Origin of the sequence: Streptomyces pactum, assembly GCF_002005225.1 — a bacterium.
In the GTDB taxonomy this organism is placed as follows: Bacteria; Actinomycetota; Actinomycetes; order Streptomycetales; family Streptomycetaceae; genus Streptomyces; species Streptomyces pactum_A.
The window spans coordinates 4,703,412-4,720,286 of sequence record NZ_CP019724.1 but is presented as its reverse complement, the minus strand read 5'-3'; the positions used below and the strand labels follow the sequence as shown (position 1 = coordinate 4,720,286).

The 16,875-nt window shown below is 72.4% G+C and carries 17 protein-coding genes; 6 read left to right on the top strand and 11 right to left on the bottom strand.

What is annotated here, in order from left to right; genetic code table 11:
* Positions 1-135: 135 nt before the first annotated feature.
* From B1H29_RS20020 to B1H29_RS19970, 11 genes are all read right to left on the bottom strand, one after another.
* Positions 136-942: a hypothetical protein gene (locus B1H29_RS20020; protein WP_055417827.1), complete on the bottom strand. Its 807-nt coding sequence runs from the start codon at positions 940-942 to the stop codon at positions 136-138.
* Positions 943-995: 53 nt separating this feature from the next.
* Positions 996-1,805: a hypothetical protein gene (locus B1H29_RS39405; RefSeq protein WP_234392977.1), complete on the bottom strand. Its 810-nt coding sequence runs from the start codon at positions 1,803-1,805 to the stop codon at positions 996-998.
* Between the two features lie 642 nt (positions 1,806-2,447).
* Positions 2,448-3,020 (bottom strand): hypothetical protein, encoded by a 573-nt coding sequence (locus tag B1H29_RS20010; RefSeq protein ID WP_234392978.1) that lies wholly within the window; start codon positions 3,018-3,020, stop codon positions 2,448-2,450.
* A 251-nt stretch (positions 3,021-3,271) separates the two neighbouring features.
* Positions 3,272-3,532 (bottom strand): DUF3099 domain-containing protein, encoded by a 261-nt coding sequence (locus B1H29_RS20005; RefSeq protein ID WP_055417612.1) that lies wholly within the window; start codon positions 3,530-3,532, stop codon positions 3,272-3,274.
* A 125-nt stretch (positions 3,533-3,657) separates the two neighbouring features.
* The gene (locus tag B1H29_RS20000; protein WP_055417613.1) at positions 3,658-3,945 is read right to left on the bottom strand and encodes a DUF1416 domain-containing protein; all 288 of its coding nucleotides are present in this window, start codon (positions 3,943-3,945) and stop codon (positions 3,658-3,660) included.
* Positions 3,946-3,986: 41 nt separating this feature from the next.
* Complete coding sequence (locus tag B1H29_RS19995; protein WP_055417614.1) at positions 3,987-4,832, bottom strand: sulfurtransferase; 846 nt, start codon at positions 4,830-4,832, stop codon at positions 3,987-3,989.
* Between the two features lie 128 nt (positions 4,833-4,960).
* On the bottom strand, positions 4,961-5,041 hold the full coding sequence (locus B1H29_RS40205; RefSeq protein ID WP_350310325.1) for a putative leader peptide: 81 nt from the start codon (positions 5,039-5,041) through the stop codon (positions 4,961-4,963).
* 530 nt (positions 5,042-5,571) lie between these two features.
* A complete protein-coding gene (locus B1H29_RS19985) occupies positions 5,572-6,309 on the bottom strand; it encodes an LmeA family phospholipid-binding protein (RefSeq protein ID WP_055417615.1) in 738 nt (245 codons plus the stop codon).
* Positions 6,310-6,504: 195 nt separating this feature from the next.
* The gene (locus B1H29_RS19980) at positions 6,505-7,860 is read right to left on the bottom strand and encodes a hypothetical protein (RefSeq protein ID WP_055417616.1); all 1,356 of its coding nucleotides are present in this window, start codon (positions 7,858-7,860) and stop codon (positions 6,505-6,507) included.
* Between the two features lie 2 nt (positions 7,861-7,862).
* Positions 7,863-8,117, bottom strand: coding sequence for a MoaD/ThiS family protein (locus tag B1H29_RS19975; RefSeq protein ID WP_053133327.1), 255 nt, complete (start codon positions 8,115-8,117; stop codon positions 7,863-7,865).
* Between the two features lie 61 nt (positions 8,118-8,178).
* Positions 8,179-9,063 (bottom strand): alpha/beta hydrolase, encoded by an 885-nt coding sequence (locus tag B1H29_RS19970; RefSeq protein WP_199832303.1) that lies wholly within the window; start codon positions 9,061-9,063, stop codon positions 8,179-8,181.
* A 257-nt stretch (positions 9,064-9,320) separates the two neighbouring features.
* Here B1H29_RS19970 and B1H29_RS19965 point away from each other — a divergent pair, with 257 nt between their 5' ends.
* From B1H29_RS19965 to B1H29_RS19940, 6 genes are all read left to right on the top strand, one after another.
* The gene (locus B1H29_RS19965; RefSeq protein ID WP_055417618.1) at positions 9,321-10,115 is read left to right on the top strand and encodes a winged helix-turn-helix transcriptional regulator; all 795 of its coding nucleotides are present in this window, start codon (positions 9,321-9,323) and stop codon (positions 10,113-10,115) included.
* Positions 10,116-10,157: 42 nt separating this feature from the next.
* Positions 10,158-11,180: a LacI family DNA-binding transcriptional regulator gene (locus B1H29_RS19960; protein ID WP_079160330.1), complete on the top strand. Its 1,023-nt coding sequence runs from the start codon at positions 10,158-10,160 to the stop codon at positions 11,178-11,180.
* 116 nt (positions 11,181-11,296) lie between these two features.
* Entirely contained in the window at positions 11,297-12,361 is a 1,065-nt protein-coding gene (locus tag B1H29_RS19955; RefSeq protein ID WP_234392979.1) for a S1C family serine protease, read from the top strand.
* Positions 12,362-12,448: 87 nt separating this feature from the next.
* A complete protein-coding gene (locus tag B1H29_RS19950) occupies positions 12,449-13,189 on the top strand; it encodes a response regulator transcription factor (RefSeq protein ID WP_055417621.1) in 741 nt (246 codons plus the stop codon).
* Positions 13,186-14,634, top strand: coding sequence for a sensor histidine kinase (locus B1H29_RS19945; RefSeq protein ID WP_055417622.1), 1,449 nt, complete (start codon positions 13,186-13,188; stop codon positions 14,632-14,634). Before B1H29_RS19950 ends, B1H29_RS19945 begins: the two co-directional genes overlap by 4 nt.
* A gap of 266 nt (positions 14,635-14,900) precedes the next feature.
* On the top strand, positions 14,901-16,637 hold the full coding sequence (locus tag B1H29_RS19940; RefSeq protein ID WP_055417623.1) for an immunity 49 family protein: 1,737 nt from the start codon (positions 14,901-14,903) through the stop codon (positions 16,635-16,637).
* The last annotated feature ends 238 nt before the right edge of the window (positions 16,638-16,875 follow it).

Genomic DNA, 16,875 nt, shown 5'->3' with positions numbered 1-16,875 from the left:
GCGTGAGCAGATGACGGAGAAGTGTCCTCGGGTCGCTCAATTGAGCGCCCCGAGGACAATGAAGGGCGAAGTGCTCACGCTTTTGAGGTGGAGGGGCCCCGCCCCGGCCTCGCCGGGAGGCCCGCCCGGGGGCGGTCAGAGGAGCAGCCGCGTTTGCAGGGCCACGGTCTGCTGGAAGGGCACCGCCGCTGCACCGCCCGAGCGGCTCTGCAGCACCACCGCCAGAACGTCGCCGGCACCGAGGTACGCCTCGCGGACCTGTTCGCCGCCGTAGGGCTCGGACTCGGTGTAGACGGAGGTGAGCACGTCGTCGGACTCGGCGGCCTCCGGGAAGTCCTCGTCGGGTTCCACCGTCTCCGTGCCCCGCACGGCGTAGGCCGGCCTGTCGTACGGCGCGAGCTGCATGGTGTGCAGATCGTCCACGACGGCCGCCGTCCCGAACTGGAGCAGGTAGATCCGCGTGTGCGTCCCGTCGTGAGTGGTCCAGCCACGGGCGGCGATGTGGCGCAGTCCCGCATCGACGACCTTCTGCCGCAGCTCGTCACGGTCGGCCTCCGCGCCGTACTCCGCGAGAAAGGTCTCCGTCGCCAGCCAACCGTCCGTACCACGCAGCGCCCGGTCCGCCGTCGCTCCCTCGGGCGCCGGCAGGAGCAGGGCCCGCAGATCGGCGTAGTGTGCACCGGCCGCGTTCTCCTCGGCGAACGGCCCCGGGCTGCCGGCAGGCAGCGGCGCCGCGGTCAACGTCGGGTACGCCCAGCGCCCGTCCGACGCGGTCGCGAGCCCGGGCACGTCCGTCCGGTCCATACGCGTGATGCCGTACGCCGCGGCCGACCCGACCACCGCGAAGACGGCGACGGCCGCGGTCCAGCGCAGCACGGCGCGCAGGACGCGGCGGTCCTTGCCCGACGGGGCCGGGGCGCCGGGCGGCGGGGCGTCCGGCATGGGCGGCAGAACGGAAGTGTGCGGGAGGGATGCCGACGGGGCGATCTGCTCGGTCACACGGACTCCCCGGGTTCGACGATGCGGTCTAGCTGGTCCTTCAACAGCGCGGCGACGCCCTCGGCGTCGAATGGCTGCAGTCCCTCGGCTGTGGCGGTGACCGCGATGTCCGCCACGGAGGCGTAGCAGTACATCGAGTCGAGCTTCCGGTCACCGCCGGAACCGGAGGGCGTGCGGAAACACTCGGCGTCCTCGAAGCCCTCGATCTCGGGGCCGTCGCGGAAGAGGCCCAGGGCGCCCAGGAACGCGTTCTGGCCTTTCGTCACGGCGCGGGCGGCGGCCGGGTCCTCCAGTCGGGACAGAACGAGGGTCATGGTGGCGGCGCCCGCCGCGCGGTCGGCGTTGTCTCCCGTGGTGAAGGCATAGCTGCGCATCGCCATCTCCTTGACCGGTCTGCGGTCGATCTCCTTCTCCATTTGCTTGCGCTCGGATCGAGGCAGTCCAGCCAGCGACTCCTTGAACAGGGCGGTCGTCCGGTCGCCGTTCAGCACGGCGTCCGAGCCGAACTTCCCCAGATCGGGGCCGCGCGACCAGTTGTCGGGCCGGTACGGCACGAGGGTCCAGGCCAGGCTGCCCGGCTTCGCCTCCGCCGCCGGCCGGCCGGCGGCGGGCTCGGCGCGCGCCCAGGAAGAGGCGCCCGGATCCCGGTCGGCGTCCGCGACGGCCACGGCGGTGCACGCAACGGCTCCGACCACGGCGACGGCCGGCAGGAGTGCCCCGGTGACGGCGGCGATCCGGCGACCGCCGCGCCGTCCGGGGGCGGAGGAGAGCGGTTCGGTGGTGGGTTCGTTGGCCTGCACGTCCACCGCATCCGCTGGCTCCTCCACTACGCCCGCGGGGTCCACTACGTCCACGGTGTCAATTGCGCCCACGGGGGCGGATGCGGCCACCGGCGCAGACGCCTCCACCGGCGCAGATGCAGCCACCGGCGCGGACGCGGTCACGGGGGCGGATGCGGCCACAAGGGCTGACGCGGCCACCGGCGCAGATGCGGCCACAGGGGCTGACGCGGCCACCGGCGCGGACGCCTCCACGGGGACGGATGCGGCCACAAGGGCTGACGCGGCCACCGGCGCAGATGCGGCCACAGGGGCTGACGCGGCCACCGGCGCGGACGCCTCCACGGGGACGGATGCGGCCACCGGCGCGGACGCGGCCACCGGCGCAGATGCGGCCACAGGGGCTGACGCGGCCACCGGCGCGGACGCCTCCACGGGGACGGATGCGGCCACCGGCGCGGACGCCTCCACGGGGACGGATGCGGCCACCGGCGCGGACGCCTCCACGGGGGCGGATGGGGCAGCGTCCGTGTCGGGGACGACCGCGGTCGTCGGCGGGGCGTCGTCGCGGTTCTCGTTCACAGCCGCTCCATCTGCCGCTCGGCCACATCCGTGATCATCTTCTTGTCGACCCGCTCGGCCCCGCTCACCCAGATCTCCACGGCGATGTCACCCCGCCGGGCGTGCGCTTGTGCCCGGTAGGGGAACGCCGAGGCGTCGAGGCCGGGGAGGGGGGTGCCGGGCGACGTACACCCGGCCGTCCCCCGTGCCCGGGATTCCCCAGTCGTCGACGCCTTCCCGGCCCGCGAAGTACTGGCCGCTCTCATTGGCCGCGGCTGCGCCGAGAACCTCCTCCTGCCGGTACTGGATCAGCCGGATCTCCACGGAGTACGCGCCGTCGACCTCCCAGCCCGTGACGGCGGCCCGGCGGAACTCCCTTCGGAGCAGGTTCTCGAACCCATACTCCGGGTTCCCGAAGGTCCCGGCGTAGCCCGCCAGGTCCATCCAGCCGTCGGAGCCCTTCAGCCAGTCGACCTCCTCCACCCCGCGCGGCTTCTTCAGCAGCAGGTCACGCAGGTCGCCCTCGGTGCGCACCTGGCGGTCCTGGGCGGCGGGCAGTGGCTTCGGCGGCTTCCCCTCGCCGTGCGCGAGCGCGGCCTGCGACAGGGGCGGCAGCTTCGTCGGTTCCCGGCCCGCCTGCACGAGGACTCCGGCGCAGACGCCGGCGACCAGGCCCAACACGGCGGCGGCAGCGATGAGCAGGGCCGGACGCCCGCGCCGCCGGGGCCGTCCGGCCCCCTCGGTGAGCCCGGACGCATCGCCGGACGACGACGCGGGTCTGGCTGGTTCCTCTTGAATGACGTCTCCCACAGAACGTGAAGCGCGCGTTCCGTAAGCGCGCACCCAGGAGACCCACAGCCGACGCCCGGGGTTGCGGCGGCCTTGATCACGATTCGGTCATGGCGGCGAAACTCGTGATCGAGGTGACGGCCCTAGCGGCGTCCCTTCCTGCCGTCCAGCTCGTCCCACCACTCGTCGGACTTCGGGTCGCCGGAGGGGTCGTCCCACCAGCGGTCGTCGGGGCCACGGCGGTTGGCGACCATCGCGGCGACCGGGGGGATGACCATGGCGACCAGGCACATGCCGACGGCCGCGGGGACCGACCAGAGGCGGACGACTCCCCAGGCCAGGACGAACAGCGCGATGCAGATACCCATCATCACGAAGTAGCGATGCCGCCGCCGCGCGTACATACGTCCAGGGTAGGTCCGGATGTGCGTCCGGACCTGACGGGTATGCCGGAGGGCCGCACCCCGGGCGTCCAACCCGTGGGGTGCGGCCCTCCGGCCGTCGCCTGCCGCTACCGTGCCGCTCGCCGTCAGACGGCGATCGCGACCTCCGCCAGCCCGCCCTGCTGGGCGACGACCCTGCGGTCGGCGCTGGCGCCCGGGACGAGCGCCCGCACGGTCCAGGTGCCCTCGGCCGCGTAGAAGCGGAACTGGCCCGTCGCGGAGGTCGGGACCTCCGCCGTGAACTCTCCGGTGGAGTCCAGCAGCCGGACGTAGCCCGTCACCGGCTCGCCGTCGCGGGTCACCTGACCCTGGATCGTGGTCTCACCGGGCTTGATCGTCGAGGCGTCGGGGCCACCGGCCTTCGCACCGCACATGTCGTACTCCTGAGGGGTTCGGAAGAGGTCGGTCGGGTTGCTTACTTCGCGGCGCCGAGCTCGATCGGCACGCCGACGAGGGAGCCGTACTCGGTCCAGGAGCCGTCGTAGTTCTTGACGTTCTCCACGCCCAGCAGCTCGTGCAGGACGAACCAGGTCAGGGCCGAGCGCTCACCGATGCGGCAGTAGGCGATGGTGTCCTTGGCCAGGTCGACCTGCTCGTCGGTGTAGAGCTGCTTGAGCTCGTCGTCCGACTTGAAGGTGCCGTCGTCGTTGGCGTTCTTCGACCACGGGATGTTGCGGGCGGACGGGACGTGGCCCGGGCGCTGCGACTGCTCCTGCGGGAGGTGGGCCGGGGCGAGCAGCTTGCCGGAGAACTCGTCGGGCGAGCGGACGTCGACCAGGTTCTGCGCGCCGATGGCGGCGACCACGTCGTCGCGGAACGCGCGGATCGCGGTGTTCTGCGGCTTCGCCTTGTAGTCGGTGGCGGCGCGCTGGGGCACCTCGTCACCGGCGACCAGCTCGCGGGCGTCCAGCTCCCACTTCTTGCGGCCGCCGTCGAGGAGCTTGACGTTCTCGTGGCCGTACAGCTTGAAGTACCAGTAGGCGTAGGACGCGAACCAGTTGTTGTTGCCGCCGTAGAGGACCACGGTGTGGTCGTTGGAGATGCCCTTCTCCGACAGGAGCTTCTCGAAGCCCTCCTGGTCGACGAAGTCGCGGCGGACCGGGTCCTGGAGGTCCTGGGTCCAGTCGATCCGGATCGCGTTCTTGATGTGGTTCTTGTCGTACGCGGACGTGTCCTCGTCCACCTCGACGATCGCGATGGACGGGTCGTCCAGGTGGTCCTGCAGCCAGTCGGCGTCGACCAGTACGTCGCTGCGGCTCATGTTTCTCCTCCGGGGCAGTTGGCGGCGGGGCGTGCGGTGAGAGGGTGTGCGCGCTCATGCCGGGGCGGCGCGCGGGTGCCCTGGGCAGGGCGGTGAGGGGGGCACGGACGGCGGCGTCGCCGGCCGGCTCAGAAGGTGCGACAGAGCATGGCGGCAACGCGGCACAGGTCCACTGCCCGCCGCTTGGTGAGATCCGCCTGTCGCTTCATGGGTCCGATCGTAGGGACGGACAGCGGGGCGTGTCACCGCCGTGTCGCATCCTGAGACGGGATCGTCCGCGATACGGGATCGATGCTCTTCCCGGCGCATGACGGAGCGCGACCCGGACCGGGCCGCCGACCACCGTATCTACGGTACGGACGACGCCGTCTCGCCTGTCGGACGCCGGAGGTCGGGGGTCGGGTCCGAGGGTCGGGGGCCGGGGGCGGAGGCCAGAGCTCGGGGACCGGGAGGGCGGAGGTCGGGGGCCGAGGGGCGAAGGCCGGGCGCCGGGGGTCGGAGATCGGGGGCCGAGGGGCGGAGATCGGGGGCCGAGGGGCGGAGATCGGGGGCCGAGGGGCGGAGGCCAGAGGTCGGGGCCGAGTGCTTGGGGGCCGGGCGCCGGGGGCCTGCCGTCGGCACCGGTTCGCCGGTCACCGGGACACCGGTCGCCGGTTCACCGATCGCTGGGTCGTCGGTCGCCGGTCGTCGTCGATCGCCGGGGCACCGGTCACCGCCTTTCCGGTGGCCGACCGTCGTCCTACCCGGCCAGCTCGACGTTCGAACCCTTCACCGTGATCTCGACGCCGTCCTTCGCCGCCTCGACCCTGTCCAGCTCGATGCCGCCCGGCAGCTCGTCGATGGTCTGCTGGAAGTCGGTGATGGCCCGGATCCGGGACTCGGCGAACTGCTTGCCGCCGATCTCCGGCAGTCCGTCCGCGACGACCTCGACGTCGTTGTCCTTGACCGTGACGGAGCTCAGCACCTCGACCGGCTCGGGCACCTCGACGCCGAACACCGTGGCCTGGAGCGACACCTTGATCTTGCCGTTGCCGCCGTCGGAGAGGCCGACGACCTTGGCGGTGATGCCGGGTGCGATGTCCGTGGGCTCGGACTTGGCGGCCTTCATCAGCTCGTCGTAACCGACGGTCGCGGTGCCGGTGGCGGTGGCCGCGGTGGCGGAGCTGAAGTCGCCCGCGAACTCGACGCCCTTCATGTTCGCGCTCAGGTGGTCGATACGGATTTTCTCGCCGCCGTTGCCGGTGGCGGCCTCGTAGTCGTCGATGCCGATCTCGACGTCGTCCAGCTTGCCGCCGGCGACCTGGGTGAGGAAGGGGAAGCCGTTGATGGAGACGTCCGGTGTCGAGGACAGGTTCTCCGTACTCCGCAGCTTGCCCGCCGCCTCGTCCTCCGCGAAGTTGACCGCCACGCGGTCCGCGATCACGAAGAGTCCGCCCAGGATCACGACGACGATCAGCAGTATTCGCAGTGCTCGCATGCGGTGTTCCCCAACCCTGGGCGTTCGACGACGGAGGTCCCCGACGACCGGCGGCCGTCCAGCGCGAGGGTAACGCGGCCGGGAAGGGCCCCCGGGGTTTTGTCGATCACCTGTGACAGGGGTGCGGTGGCCAAAAGGGCCACGGCCTGCCCGGCCGGTCGCCGCCGAGCGGAGGCGTCCGGCCCGGGCGGCGGATCAGGCGAGGGCCCTGCCGAGCACGTACACCGCCGGTGCCGCCGCCGCGAGGGGCAGGGCCACGCCCGCCGTGAAGTGGACGAACCGGGAGGGGTAGTCGTACGCGGCCACCCGGTGGCCGATCAGCGCACACACCGCCGTGCCCGCGCCGAGCAGCGCCCCCGACGTCCCCAGGTCCGTCATCGAGCCGACCGCGATTCCCGCGCCGGCCGCCGCGAGCAGCGCGACGACCACGGACGCCGGCGTCGGCAGCGGCAGGGCGCGGGTCACCACGGCGACGCCCACCGCGATCGCGCCGACCGTCACCGCGTCCGCGTCGGCCGCGAGGTACCCGCCGGCCACCACGGCCAGGGCCGCCGCGGCGACGGTCCCCATCAGGCCGTACATCCGCTCGTCGGGGTCGGCGTGCGAGCGCAGTTGCAGTACGAGGGAGAGCAGCACCCACACCCCGAGCGTGCCGAGGATCGCCGCCGGGGAGCGGTCCGACACCAGCATCGCCGCGTCGGCGGCGAGCGCGCCCGCGAAGCTCAGCGCGATGCCCTGCCGGGCGGGCCACATGCCGTTCAGGCGGAACCAGCCCGCAGCGGTGACGGCCTGGAGGGCGACGAGCGGAACGAGGAGGGCGTACGTGCCGAGCGCCGCCCCACCGGCCAGCAGCAGCCCGAGCAGCGCGGTGAGCCCGGCCGGCTGCATCCCCGGGTCGATGATCGGCGAGCGCCCCTCCGCGCGGGCGCGCTGCGCGTCGGTGACCCGCGTGTTCCCGGCGAGGGTCGCCGGGCCGTAGCCGGGCCCGTCGGAGGACTCGGGGGCGGCGGGCGAGGACACGGGCGCGAGGCCGGGACCGGGACCGGGCGCAGGCGCGGCGGGCACCGGGGGCTGGTACGGCTCGGGCTGGGGAGCATAGGCCTGCGGCTGCGGCTGCGGCTGCTGGTACGGCTGCTGGTACGGCTGCGGCTGCGCCGCGTAGCCCCCGTTCGCCCCGTACGGCGTACTGGCCGGCTCCTGATGACCCTGCGGCGGCTGCGGCGGCAGATACGCCGTCTCCTCCGCGGAGACCGGCGGCTGCACGCTGGTCTCCCAGGTCTGCCCCTGCCACTGCTGCGTGTACTGGGCGGCGTCCGGGTCCTCGTAGCCCTGCCCGGCCTGGTGGGCCTGCCGGCCCTGGTACGGCTGCTGCCCTTGGGGCTCCTGATGCGTCGGCCACGCCTGGGCGTCGTGCGCCCCGGGCTGCGCGTGCCCCTCGTATCCGTCGTATCCGTATCCCTCGTACGGCTGCTTCTGCCCGTACTGCCCGTACTGCCCGTACTGCTGATGCGGCTGATTCGGCTGATTCGGCTGATGCGGCTGGTTGGTCATGCTCACCCTCCTGCGAACGGCGGGAGCACCTCGACCGTGCCGCCGTCGGCCAGCCGTACCGTCTCATGCCCGCGCGTGCCCACGGGGTCGCCGTCGACGAGGAACGAGCAGCGCAGCAGCACGCGCGTGAGTTCGCCGGGGTGCCGCTCGCGCACCGCCCCGAGCGCGTCGGCGAGCGTGGCCGCCTCGTACGGCTCCTCGGCCACCCCTGCCGCGGCCTTCGCGGCGGCCCAGTAGCGCACCGTGACCTTTGCCATCTGGATCCTTCGTCGCCGGTGCCGATCGGCGTCCGTGTCGACCGGCGTTGAACACCTCAGGCTAGCCCGCCCGGGACACCGCCCAGTCGCCGATCCGGCGCAGCAGGTCCTCGTCCGACGCGTGCTCGGCGTGGCCCATGCCGGGCTCCAGCCACAGTTCGCCGTGGTCACCGGCCGCCTCGGCCAGCATCCGGGGGTGGTCGAGGGGAAAGTAGCCGTCCCGGTCGCCGTGCACGACGAGGAGCGGCGTCGGCGCGATCCGCCCCGCCGCCTCCACCGGGGACAGCGGCACCGGGTCCCAGTCCCGGTGATGGATACGGGTCCGCAGTCCGTAACGGCCGACCACGCGGCCCGCGGGCCGCATCACCAGCCAGTGCAGCCGGCGCATGGGTGCCGTGCCCCGGTAGTACCAGCGGGCGGGTGAACTCACCGACACGACGGCGTCCGCGCGGGCGCCTGCGTCGTCACCTTCACCTTCGCCTCCGCCCTCGGCCTCGGCCTCGCCGTACAGCGCGGCATGACGCAGCACCACCGACCCGCCCATGGAGAAACCGACGGTCACCACGCGCGTGTGGCCGAAGCCGCGCGCCCAGGCGACCGCCGCCGCCAGGTCGAGGACCTCGCGGTCGCCGACGGTGGACCGTCCCCCGGACGCGCCGTGGCCCCGGAAGGAGAACGTGACCACGGCGCCGTAGCGCGCGAACGCCGCCGCGATCCGCCGTACGTGCGGCCGGTCGGCGTCCCCCGTGAAGCCGTGCGCGACGACGAACACCAGGTCACAGGCGTCGCGACCGCTCACGCCCGGCTCGTACACGGCGTCGATCCGCACCCCGTCGGACGTGCGGAGGAAGGTGCGTGAAGGGGTGCGGCGCGGCGCCCCCCGGGGCGTCTCGGGATGTGGACGAATGGTGGAACGCGCCACATGACCTGCCGGTCGGTTGCTCATGTCGGCTATTCTGCTGGGCAGAGGACTCGGGCAACGTAGCCCCCGGGTCCTTTTGTGCTTTCGGGAGCGTCGCTGCGCGGTGGCCGAGCGGTCGCCGGGCATTCACCTCCCGGACTCGCAGCGGGCCCCACGGGCACGGGATCCGCACCTGTACGAAGCAGTGCCGTAAACGTCCTCGCAGGGACCGAGGAGGAACCAGACGTTATGGGCGAGCGATCCGTGCACGACCGTAGGACGACCCAGGCAGGTGGGGCGCGATGAGTTCTCTGCTGCTCCTGACCAATGCCCTCCAGCCGTCGACGGAGGTGCTCCCCGCCCTCGGCCTGCTGCTGCACAACGTCCGTGTCGCGCCGGCGGAGGGCCCCGCCCTCGTCGACACCCCCGGCGCCGACGTCATCCTCGTCGACGGGCGCCGTGACCTCCCGCAGGTCCGCAGCCTGTGCCAGCTCCTGCGGTCCACCGGACTGAGCTGTCCGCTCGTCCTCGTCGTCACCGAGGGCGGCCTGGCCGCCGTCACCGCCGACTGGGGCATCGACGACGTACTGCTGGACACCGCCGGTCCGGCGGAGGTCGAGGCCCGGCTGCGGCTGGCCATGGGCCGCCAGTCGATCGTCGGCGACGACTCCCCCATGGAGATCCGCAACGGCGACCTGTCGGTGGACGAGGCGACGTACTCCGCCAAGCTCAAGGGCCGGGTCCTGGACCTGACCTTCAAGGAGTTCGAGCTGCTGAAGTACCTCGCCCAGCACCCGGGCCGGGTCTTCACCCGCGCCCAGTTGCTCCAGGAGGTCTGGGGCTACGACTACTTCGGCGGCACCCGCACGGTCGACGTGCACGTGCGGCGGCTGCGCGCCAAGCTCGGCCCCGAACACGAGTCGCTGATCGGCACCGTCCGCAACGTCGGCTACCGCTTCGTCACGCCGGAGAAGCCCGAGAAGGGTGAGCGCGGGACCGAGGACGCCAAGGCGAAGGCCGCTGGCAAGGCCCGACCGGAGGCACGACCGGAGGCACGGGCGGACACGGCCGTGGGAGGAAGGTCAACCAAGGTGTGATACGCCCTGCCCAGGGCGGATCCATCCGCGTAGACTCCGCGCGTGGCCAAGGTGACTCGGGATGATGTGGCGCGGCTGGCGGGGACTTCCACCGCCGTCGTCAGCTATGTCATCAACAACGGACCCCGGCCGGTCGCCCCGGCCACGCGCGAGCGTGTACTCGCCGCGATCAAGGAACTGGGGTACCGGCCGGACCGGGTCGCCCAGGCGATGGCGTCGCGGCGCACGGACCTCATAGGCCTGATCGTGCCGGACGCGCGCCAGCCCTTCTTCGCGGAGATGGCGCACGCGGTCGAGTGGGCCGCCTCCGAGCGCGGAAAGATGGTCCTCGTCGGCAACTCCGACTACGTCGGCGAGCGCGAGGTCCACTACCTGCGCGCCTTCCTCGGCATGCGCGTCTCCGGCCTGATCCTGGTCAGCCACGCCCTGAACGACATGGCCGCCGCCGAGATCGAGGCCTGGGACGCACGGGTCGTCCTGCTGCACGAGCGCCCCGAGGCCATCGACGACGTCGCCGTCGTCACCGACGACCTGGGAGGCGCCCAGCTCGCCGTACGCCATCTGCTGGAACACGGGTACGAGTACGTCGCCTGTATGGGCGGCACCGCCGAGACCCCGTCCGTCGGCGACCCGGTCTCCGACCACGTCGAGGGCTGGAAGCGCGCGATGAAGGAGGCCGGGATCTCCACCGAGGGCCGGCTCTTCGAGGCGCCCTACAACCGCTACGACGCCTACCGCGTGGGGCTGGAGCTCCTCTCCGGCCCGCAGCGCCCGCCCGCGATCTTCTGCTCCACCGACGACCAGGCGATCGGCCTGCTGCGCGCGGCCCGCGAGCTGCGCATCGACGTGCCCGGCGAGCTGGCGGTGGCCGGCTTCGACGACATCAAGGAGGCCGACCTGGCGGACCCGCCGCTGACGACGGTCGCCTCCGACCGGTCGGCGATGGCCCGGGAGGCCGTGGACCTGGTCCTGGACGACGGTCTGCGGGTGGCGGGCTCACGGCGGGAGCGGCTGAAGGTCTTCCCGTCGCGCCTGGTGGTCCGGCAGTCCTGCGGCTGCGAGTAGCGCCCCCAGCCCCCTCTTCGCATCGGCCACCTCTTTATATCGGGCATACGAGGTTCTGCCGGGCTTCTCAGACAGCACTCAGGCCGCTCTCATACGCGGGCGGGAAGCTCATGAACATGACCGAGAGCCTCCGCCGCAACGGCGAGTACGAGCACGCGCAAGAGAACCCGTACGAGACTTCGCACCGGAATCCGTACCAGGGCGCCCAGCAGCACGCCTCCTCTCCCGTCAACCCCGAGTGGCCGCCCCCGCCGGCACAGCCGCCCGCGGGACCCTTCCCGGACGGACAGCCCGAGCAGCCGCGCAAGAAGCGTGCGGCCCGGCGTGGCCCCGGCGCTCTGCTCGCGGCCGTGGCGATCGTCGCGGCGGCCGTCGGCGGCGGCACCGCGTACGGCATCCAGGAGCTGACCGGCAGCGACACCGTCGCCTCCAGCACCACCAGCACCAGCGTGGTGCCCACCGGCCAGAAGGGCACGGTCGCCGGGGTGGCCCAGTCGGTCAGCCCGAGCATCGTCGAGATCAGCGCCACCTCGAACGCCGGTTCCGCCACCGGTTCCGGCGTGATCATCACCAGTGACGGCGAGATCATCACCAACAACCACGTCGTCTCCGGCGCCACCTCCGTCAAGGTCACGACCAGCGACGGCAAGCAGTACACCGCCCAGGTCGTCGGCACCGACAGCAGCAAGGACCTGGCGCTGATCAAGCTGGAGAACGCGTCCGGCCTGAAGGCCGCCACCCTCGGCGACTCCGACGGCCTGAAGGTCGGCCAGCAGGTCGTGGCGATCGGCTCCCCCGAGGGCCTGACCGGCACCGTGACCAGCGGCATCGTCTCGGCCCTCGACCGTGACGTGACCGTCTCGACCGACGAGGGCCAGCAGCAACAGCAGCAGCGGCAGGGCGGCGACTGGCCGTTCGAGTTCGGCGGGCAGGAGTTCAACGGCGACACCGGCTCCTCCACGACGACGTACAAGGCGATCCAGACCGACGCGTCCCTCAACCCGGGCAACTCCGGCGGCGCGCTGATCGACATGAACGGCAACATCATCGGCATCAACTCCGCGATGTACTCGTCGGCCGAGTCCTCCGCCAGTGCGGGCAGCGTCGGCCTCGGCTTCGCCATCCCGGTCAACACGGTCAAGGCCGACCTGCCCGGCCTGCGAGCGGGCGCCGAGAGCTGAGCGGGCGGCCGCCCGAGGCGATGCGAACATGCGACGCTGAAGACGCCCGCAGCCGTACCCGACACCGCATCCGAGGAACCCGAGCCCATGAGCCCCGCAGAAGGCGACCGCGACCGTGACACCCAGCGCATCCTGATCGTCGACGACGAGCCGGCCGTCCGCGAGGCCCTCCAGCGCAGCCTCGCCTTCGAGGGGTACGGCACCGAGGTCGCCGTCGACGGCGCGGACGCCCTGGAGAAGGCGGCGGCCTACCGGCCCGACCTGGTCGTCCTCGACATCCAGATGCCCCGCATGGACGGCCTGACCGCCGCCCGCCGGATCCGCGGCGCGGGCGACCTGACCCCGATCCTGATGCTGACGGCCCGCGACACGGTCGGCGACCGGGTGACCGGCCTGGACGCCGGCGCGGACGACTACCTGGTCAAGCCCTTCGAGCTGGACGAACTCTTCGCCCGTATCCGCGCGCTGCTGCGGCGCAGCTCCTACGCGGCGGCGGTGGAGGCCACCGCCGCCGACGAGGACACCCTCACCTTCGCCGACCTGACCATGGACCTGGCGACGCGGGAGGTCACACGGGCCGGGCGGCCGGTGGAGCTGACCCGCACCGAGTTCACCCTCCTCGAGATGTTCATGGCACACCCGCGCCAGGTCCTCACCCGGGAGCAGATCCTGAAGGCCGTCTGGGGCTTCGACTTCGAGCCCTCCTCCAACTCCCTCGACGTGTACGTCATGTACCTGCGCCGCAAGACCGAGGCGGCCGGCGAACCGCGCCTCGTCCACACGGTCCGCGGCGTGGGCTACGTCCTGCGGCAGGGCGGCGCGGAGTGAGAAGGCTGTTCCGCCGCGTCCGGGCGCTGCCGCTGCGTTCGCGCCTGGCGCTGCTGGTGGCCGCGGCGGTGGCGTTCGCCGTGACGGCGGCGGCGGTGGCGTGCTGGTTCGTGGTGAAGAGCGTGCTGGTGAGCTCGCTGGACGAGGCACTGAAGGCGAACCGCATGAGCAAGGACCAGGTGAGCCAGTACGTCAACCTGCGCAGCGGCCAGTGCGCCCACGACCCCGTCACGCACGAGAAGAACCCCCTCGGCTCGTCCGTACAGCTCGTCGACGGCACGGGCGGAAGCTGCCTGATCATCGGCACGGAGGAGGTCCCCCTCACCGACGCCGACCACGCCGTGGCCGAGGGCAGGGCCACCGACGCGCTGCACGATGCCAAGGGGGCCGACGGCGCCCAGTACCGCGTCTACACCTACAGCGTGCTGCCCGAGCTGGGCGTGGCCGCCTCCGCCGCACGACCACTGAACGAGGTGAACAGGAGCCTCAGCGACCTCGCGCTGGTGCTCGTCTTCGTCGCGGGCGCGGGCGTCGTCGGCGCCGGTGCCGCCGGTCTCTGGGTGGCCCGGACCGGCCTGCGCCCCGTCGACGAACTCACCCGGGCCGTCGAGCACGTGGCCCGCACCGAGGACCTGGCCATCCGCATCCCCGTCGAGGACGACAGCGAGGACGAGATCGCCCGCCTCTCCCGCTCCTTCAACAGCATGACCTCGTCCCTGGCCAGCTCCCGCGACCTGCAACAGCAGCTCATCGCCGACGCCGGCCACGAACTGCGCACCCCCCTCACCTCCCTGCGCACCAACATCGAACTCCTCACCCGCAGCGAGGAGACCGGCCGCCCGATCCCGGAGGCCGACCGCAAGGCGCTCCTCGCCTCGGTGAAGGCCCAGATGACGGAACTGGCCGCCCTGATCGGCGACCTCCAGGAACTCTCCCGCCCCGACACCGGCCAGCACGAGGGCCGCACCCGGATCCTCGCCTGGCACGAAGTCGTCCAGTCCGCCCTGCGCCGCGCCCGCCTGCGCGGCCCGGAGCTGACCATCACGGCGGACGTCGAACCCTGGTACGTACGGGCGGAACCGGCCGCCCTGGAACGCGCGGTCGTCAACATCCTGGACAACGCGGTGAAGTTCAGCCCGGAGTCCGGCACCGTCGACGTACGCCTCGCCGACGGCGTCCTCACCGTCCGCGACCACGGCCCCGGCATCCCCGCCGAGGAACTCCCCCACGTCTTCGACCGCTTCTGGCGCTCCCCGAGCGCACGCGCGCTGCCCGGTTCGGGCCTCGGCCTGTCGATCGTGGCGCGGACGGTGCAGCAGGCGGGCGGCGTCGTGAGCCTGACTCCGGCCGAGGACGGTGGCGGCGGGACGGTGGCGACCGTACGGCTGCCGGGGGCGCCGGTGCCGCCGCCGGAGACGACCGCGACCGGCGGGGGTCAGCGGTAGCCGAGCATGCCGGGAGCGTCGATGTCGACGGTGAGGAAGCCCGGTGGGTCGTCGACGGTGAGGAAGCCCGGTGGGTGAAGATCCTCCCGTCCGTTCCGGCCGTCTCACTCCGGGCTCCTGACCCGGATCACCGGGACGAGGACCCGATCCGGACCTCCACAGGCCAGAGCTCCGTACCCCGCGGCAACCGGTTTGTCAGATCCCGCGCTTAGGCTTCCACGTGAAGCCGATCAAGGAGCGGGGCAGTGCGAATAGAGCGTCACCAGGTGGGCGGGGCAGCCGTGTCGGCGGCACGCGAGGACTTCACGAACCGCATCGGGGGCCTGGTCCGGTCCATGTCGAGGGCCGGCCGGATGGCCACCCGGGAATGGCGGTCGATCGCCGACGAGTTCCTCGACTACCTGGGCGCCCTCTCCGTCGAGACACCCGACCTCGACACCCCGGAGGCCAAGGCCGCCCTCAAGGACGCCTCCGAGGCCGCGGTCGGGGCCGTCGCCTACGCCGCTTACCACCCGCACTGCGGCTTCCAGGTCTTCCTGGAGTACGTGAACTTCGGCATGAGTTACGATCCGGGTGAGGACGCTCCCGGCGAGAGCGTCACACCCGGGGAGTGGATCGACGCGCTCTGCCTGTCGGTCCTCAGGGACAAGGCCAAGCGGCACGGCGAGGCGTTCTACTTCGCCCGGGAGAAGTTCGCCGCGCAGGCGCCGGGCACGCCCGTCGCCGAACTCGCCACGGGACTGACGGCCGTCGTCCTGGACGACACCGGCGACGAAGGGGAGTACCCGCCCAGCGCGCAGGCCAAGCTCGCCGCCGTCGACGCGGCTCTGGACCGCATCCGTACCCGCGCCGTGGAGACGGGCGAGTCTCTCCTGGACCGGCCGGACGGCGTAGCGCTGCGAACGCTGCGCGCGCTGGCCGCCGAGGACCGGGACGCCTTCGATGCCGCGCTGGCCGACCTCCTGGTCAGGCACACGGCCCTGCACGGCCCCGCGGCCTCCCCGAGCACCCTGCTCCCGCTTGTCCCCATGGCCCTCGCCGCGCTCGCGTACCGGTCCCTGGGCTGGTCGCCCGCCGTCCGAACCGGCTACCTCCCGCACGCGCTGATCACCGGCTTCGAATCCCAGGGCCCGCGGGTCGCGGGGTTCGGCCGGGACCGGCGGCCGGACGCGGTGGCCGCTCTCGCCGCAGGCCCGCTGGTGGTGGAGCGGCCGGCCTTCGACTGGACGGTGAGCCCCCGGATCGAGGCCAGGTACGAGGAACACGCTCGGGAGGCGATCACCCCCGACGACGGAGGATCCCTCGCCGTCCGGCGGCTCGCCGACGTCATGGGCGATCAGGAGCGGCTCTTCAAGTGGCGCGCGGGGGCCTGTGACGGTGACACGGACGCCCAGCTCGCGAACCTCCGGCTGGCCTCGCAGGCGGGAGCCGCCCTGTTCCGCGTCGCACTGGCCGAGCCGGGCACCGAGGTCGAGGTGACCATCGACGGCCGCACGCTGCGCTACCCGGCCGAGCGGGACGAGGAAGCCGGCGCCGGCGACTGGCAGAAGGCCACCGCCCTCGCCCTCGTCACCGGCGCACGCGAGGACCTCGCCCCGCTGGTCCTCACCGGTCCTGCCTTCGCCTGCCCGGACAGCTCCGCCTTCGCCGCGTACGGCGAAGCCCTCCACGCCTATCTGAAGGGCACCGATCCCGAGCCGGCCGCGCGACGGGCCCTGCAGCAGGCCGAGCAGGCCAGGGACTGGGGCTTCGCCATGCCGCCGGCCGTACTGCTGTCGCAGCTCGTGGAAGGAGACGAGGAGAGCTTCAACCTGGCCCTGGCCGACGCGCTCGAAACCCACCGCGCCTACTATCAGGTCGCCGACCGTGCCGACGATCCGGATGCTTCCGTCAACCTCGACATCCTCGCACTGGCCTGCCACGCTCGCCGCCGAGGCTGGGACATCCGCGTCGAATCCCCCTACCTTCCGCGGGGTCTCCTCCAGGCCGCCGAGCCCTTCTGACCTGGGCGCGGCCGCTCACTCCGCCGCTGGGACGCGGTCGCGGTCGCGGTCAGTCGCGGTCGCGGTCAGTCGCGGTGGCGGTCGGCAGCCCAGGCCGATGACGCCCCGGCCGCCCATGTACAGGGACAGTCATAGGCCGACTGTTCACACGCCGCTCAAAAGAGCGCGCTGGGGACAGCGAACGCCATCCGTACTCGCTTCGAAGGAAGAGCACCGCCGCCACGGCACGGTCACCGTG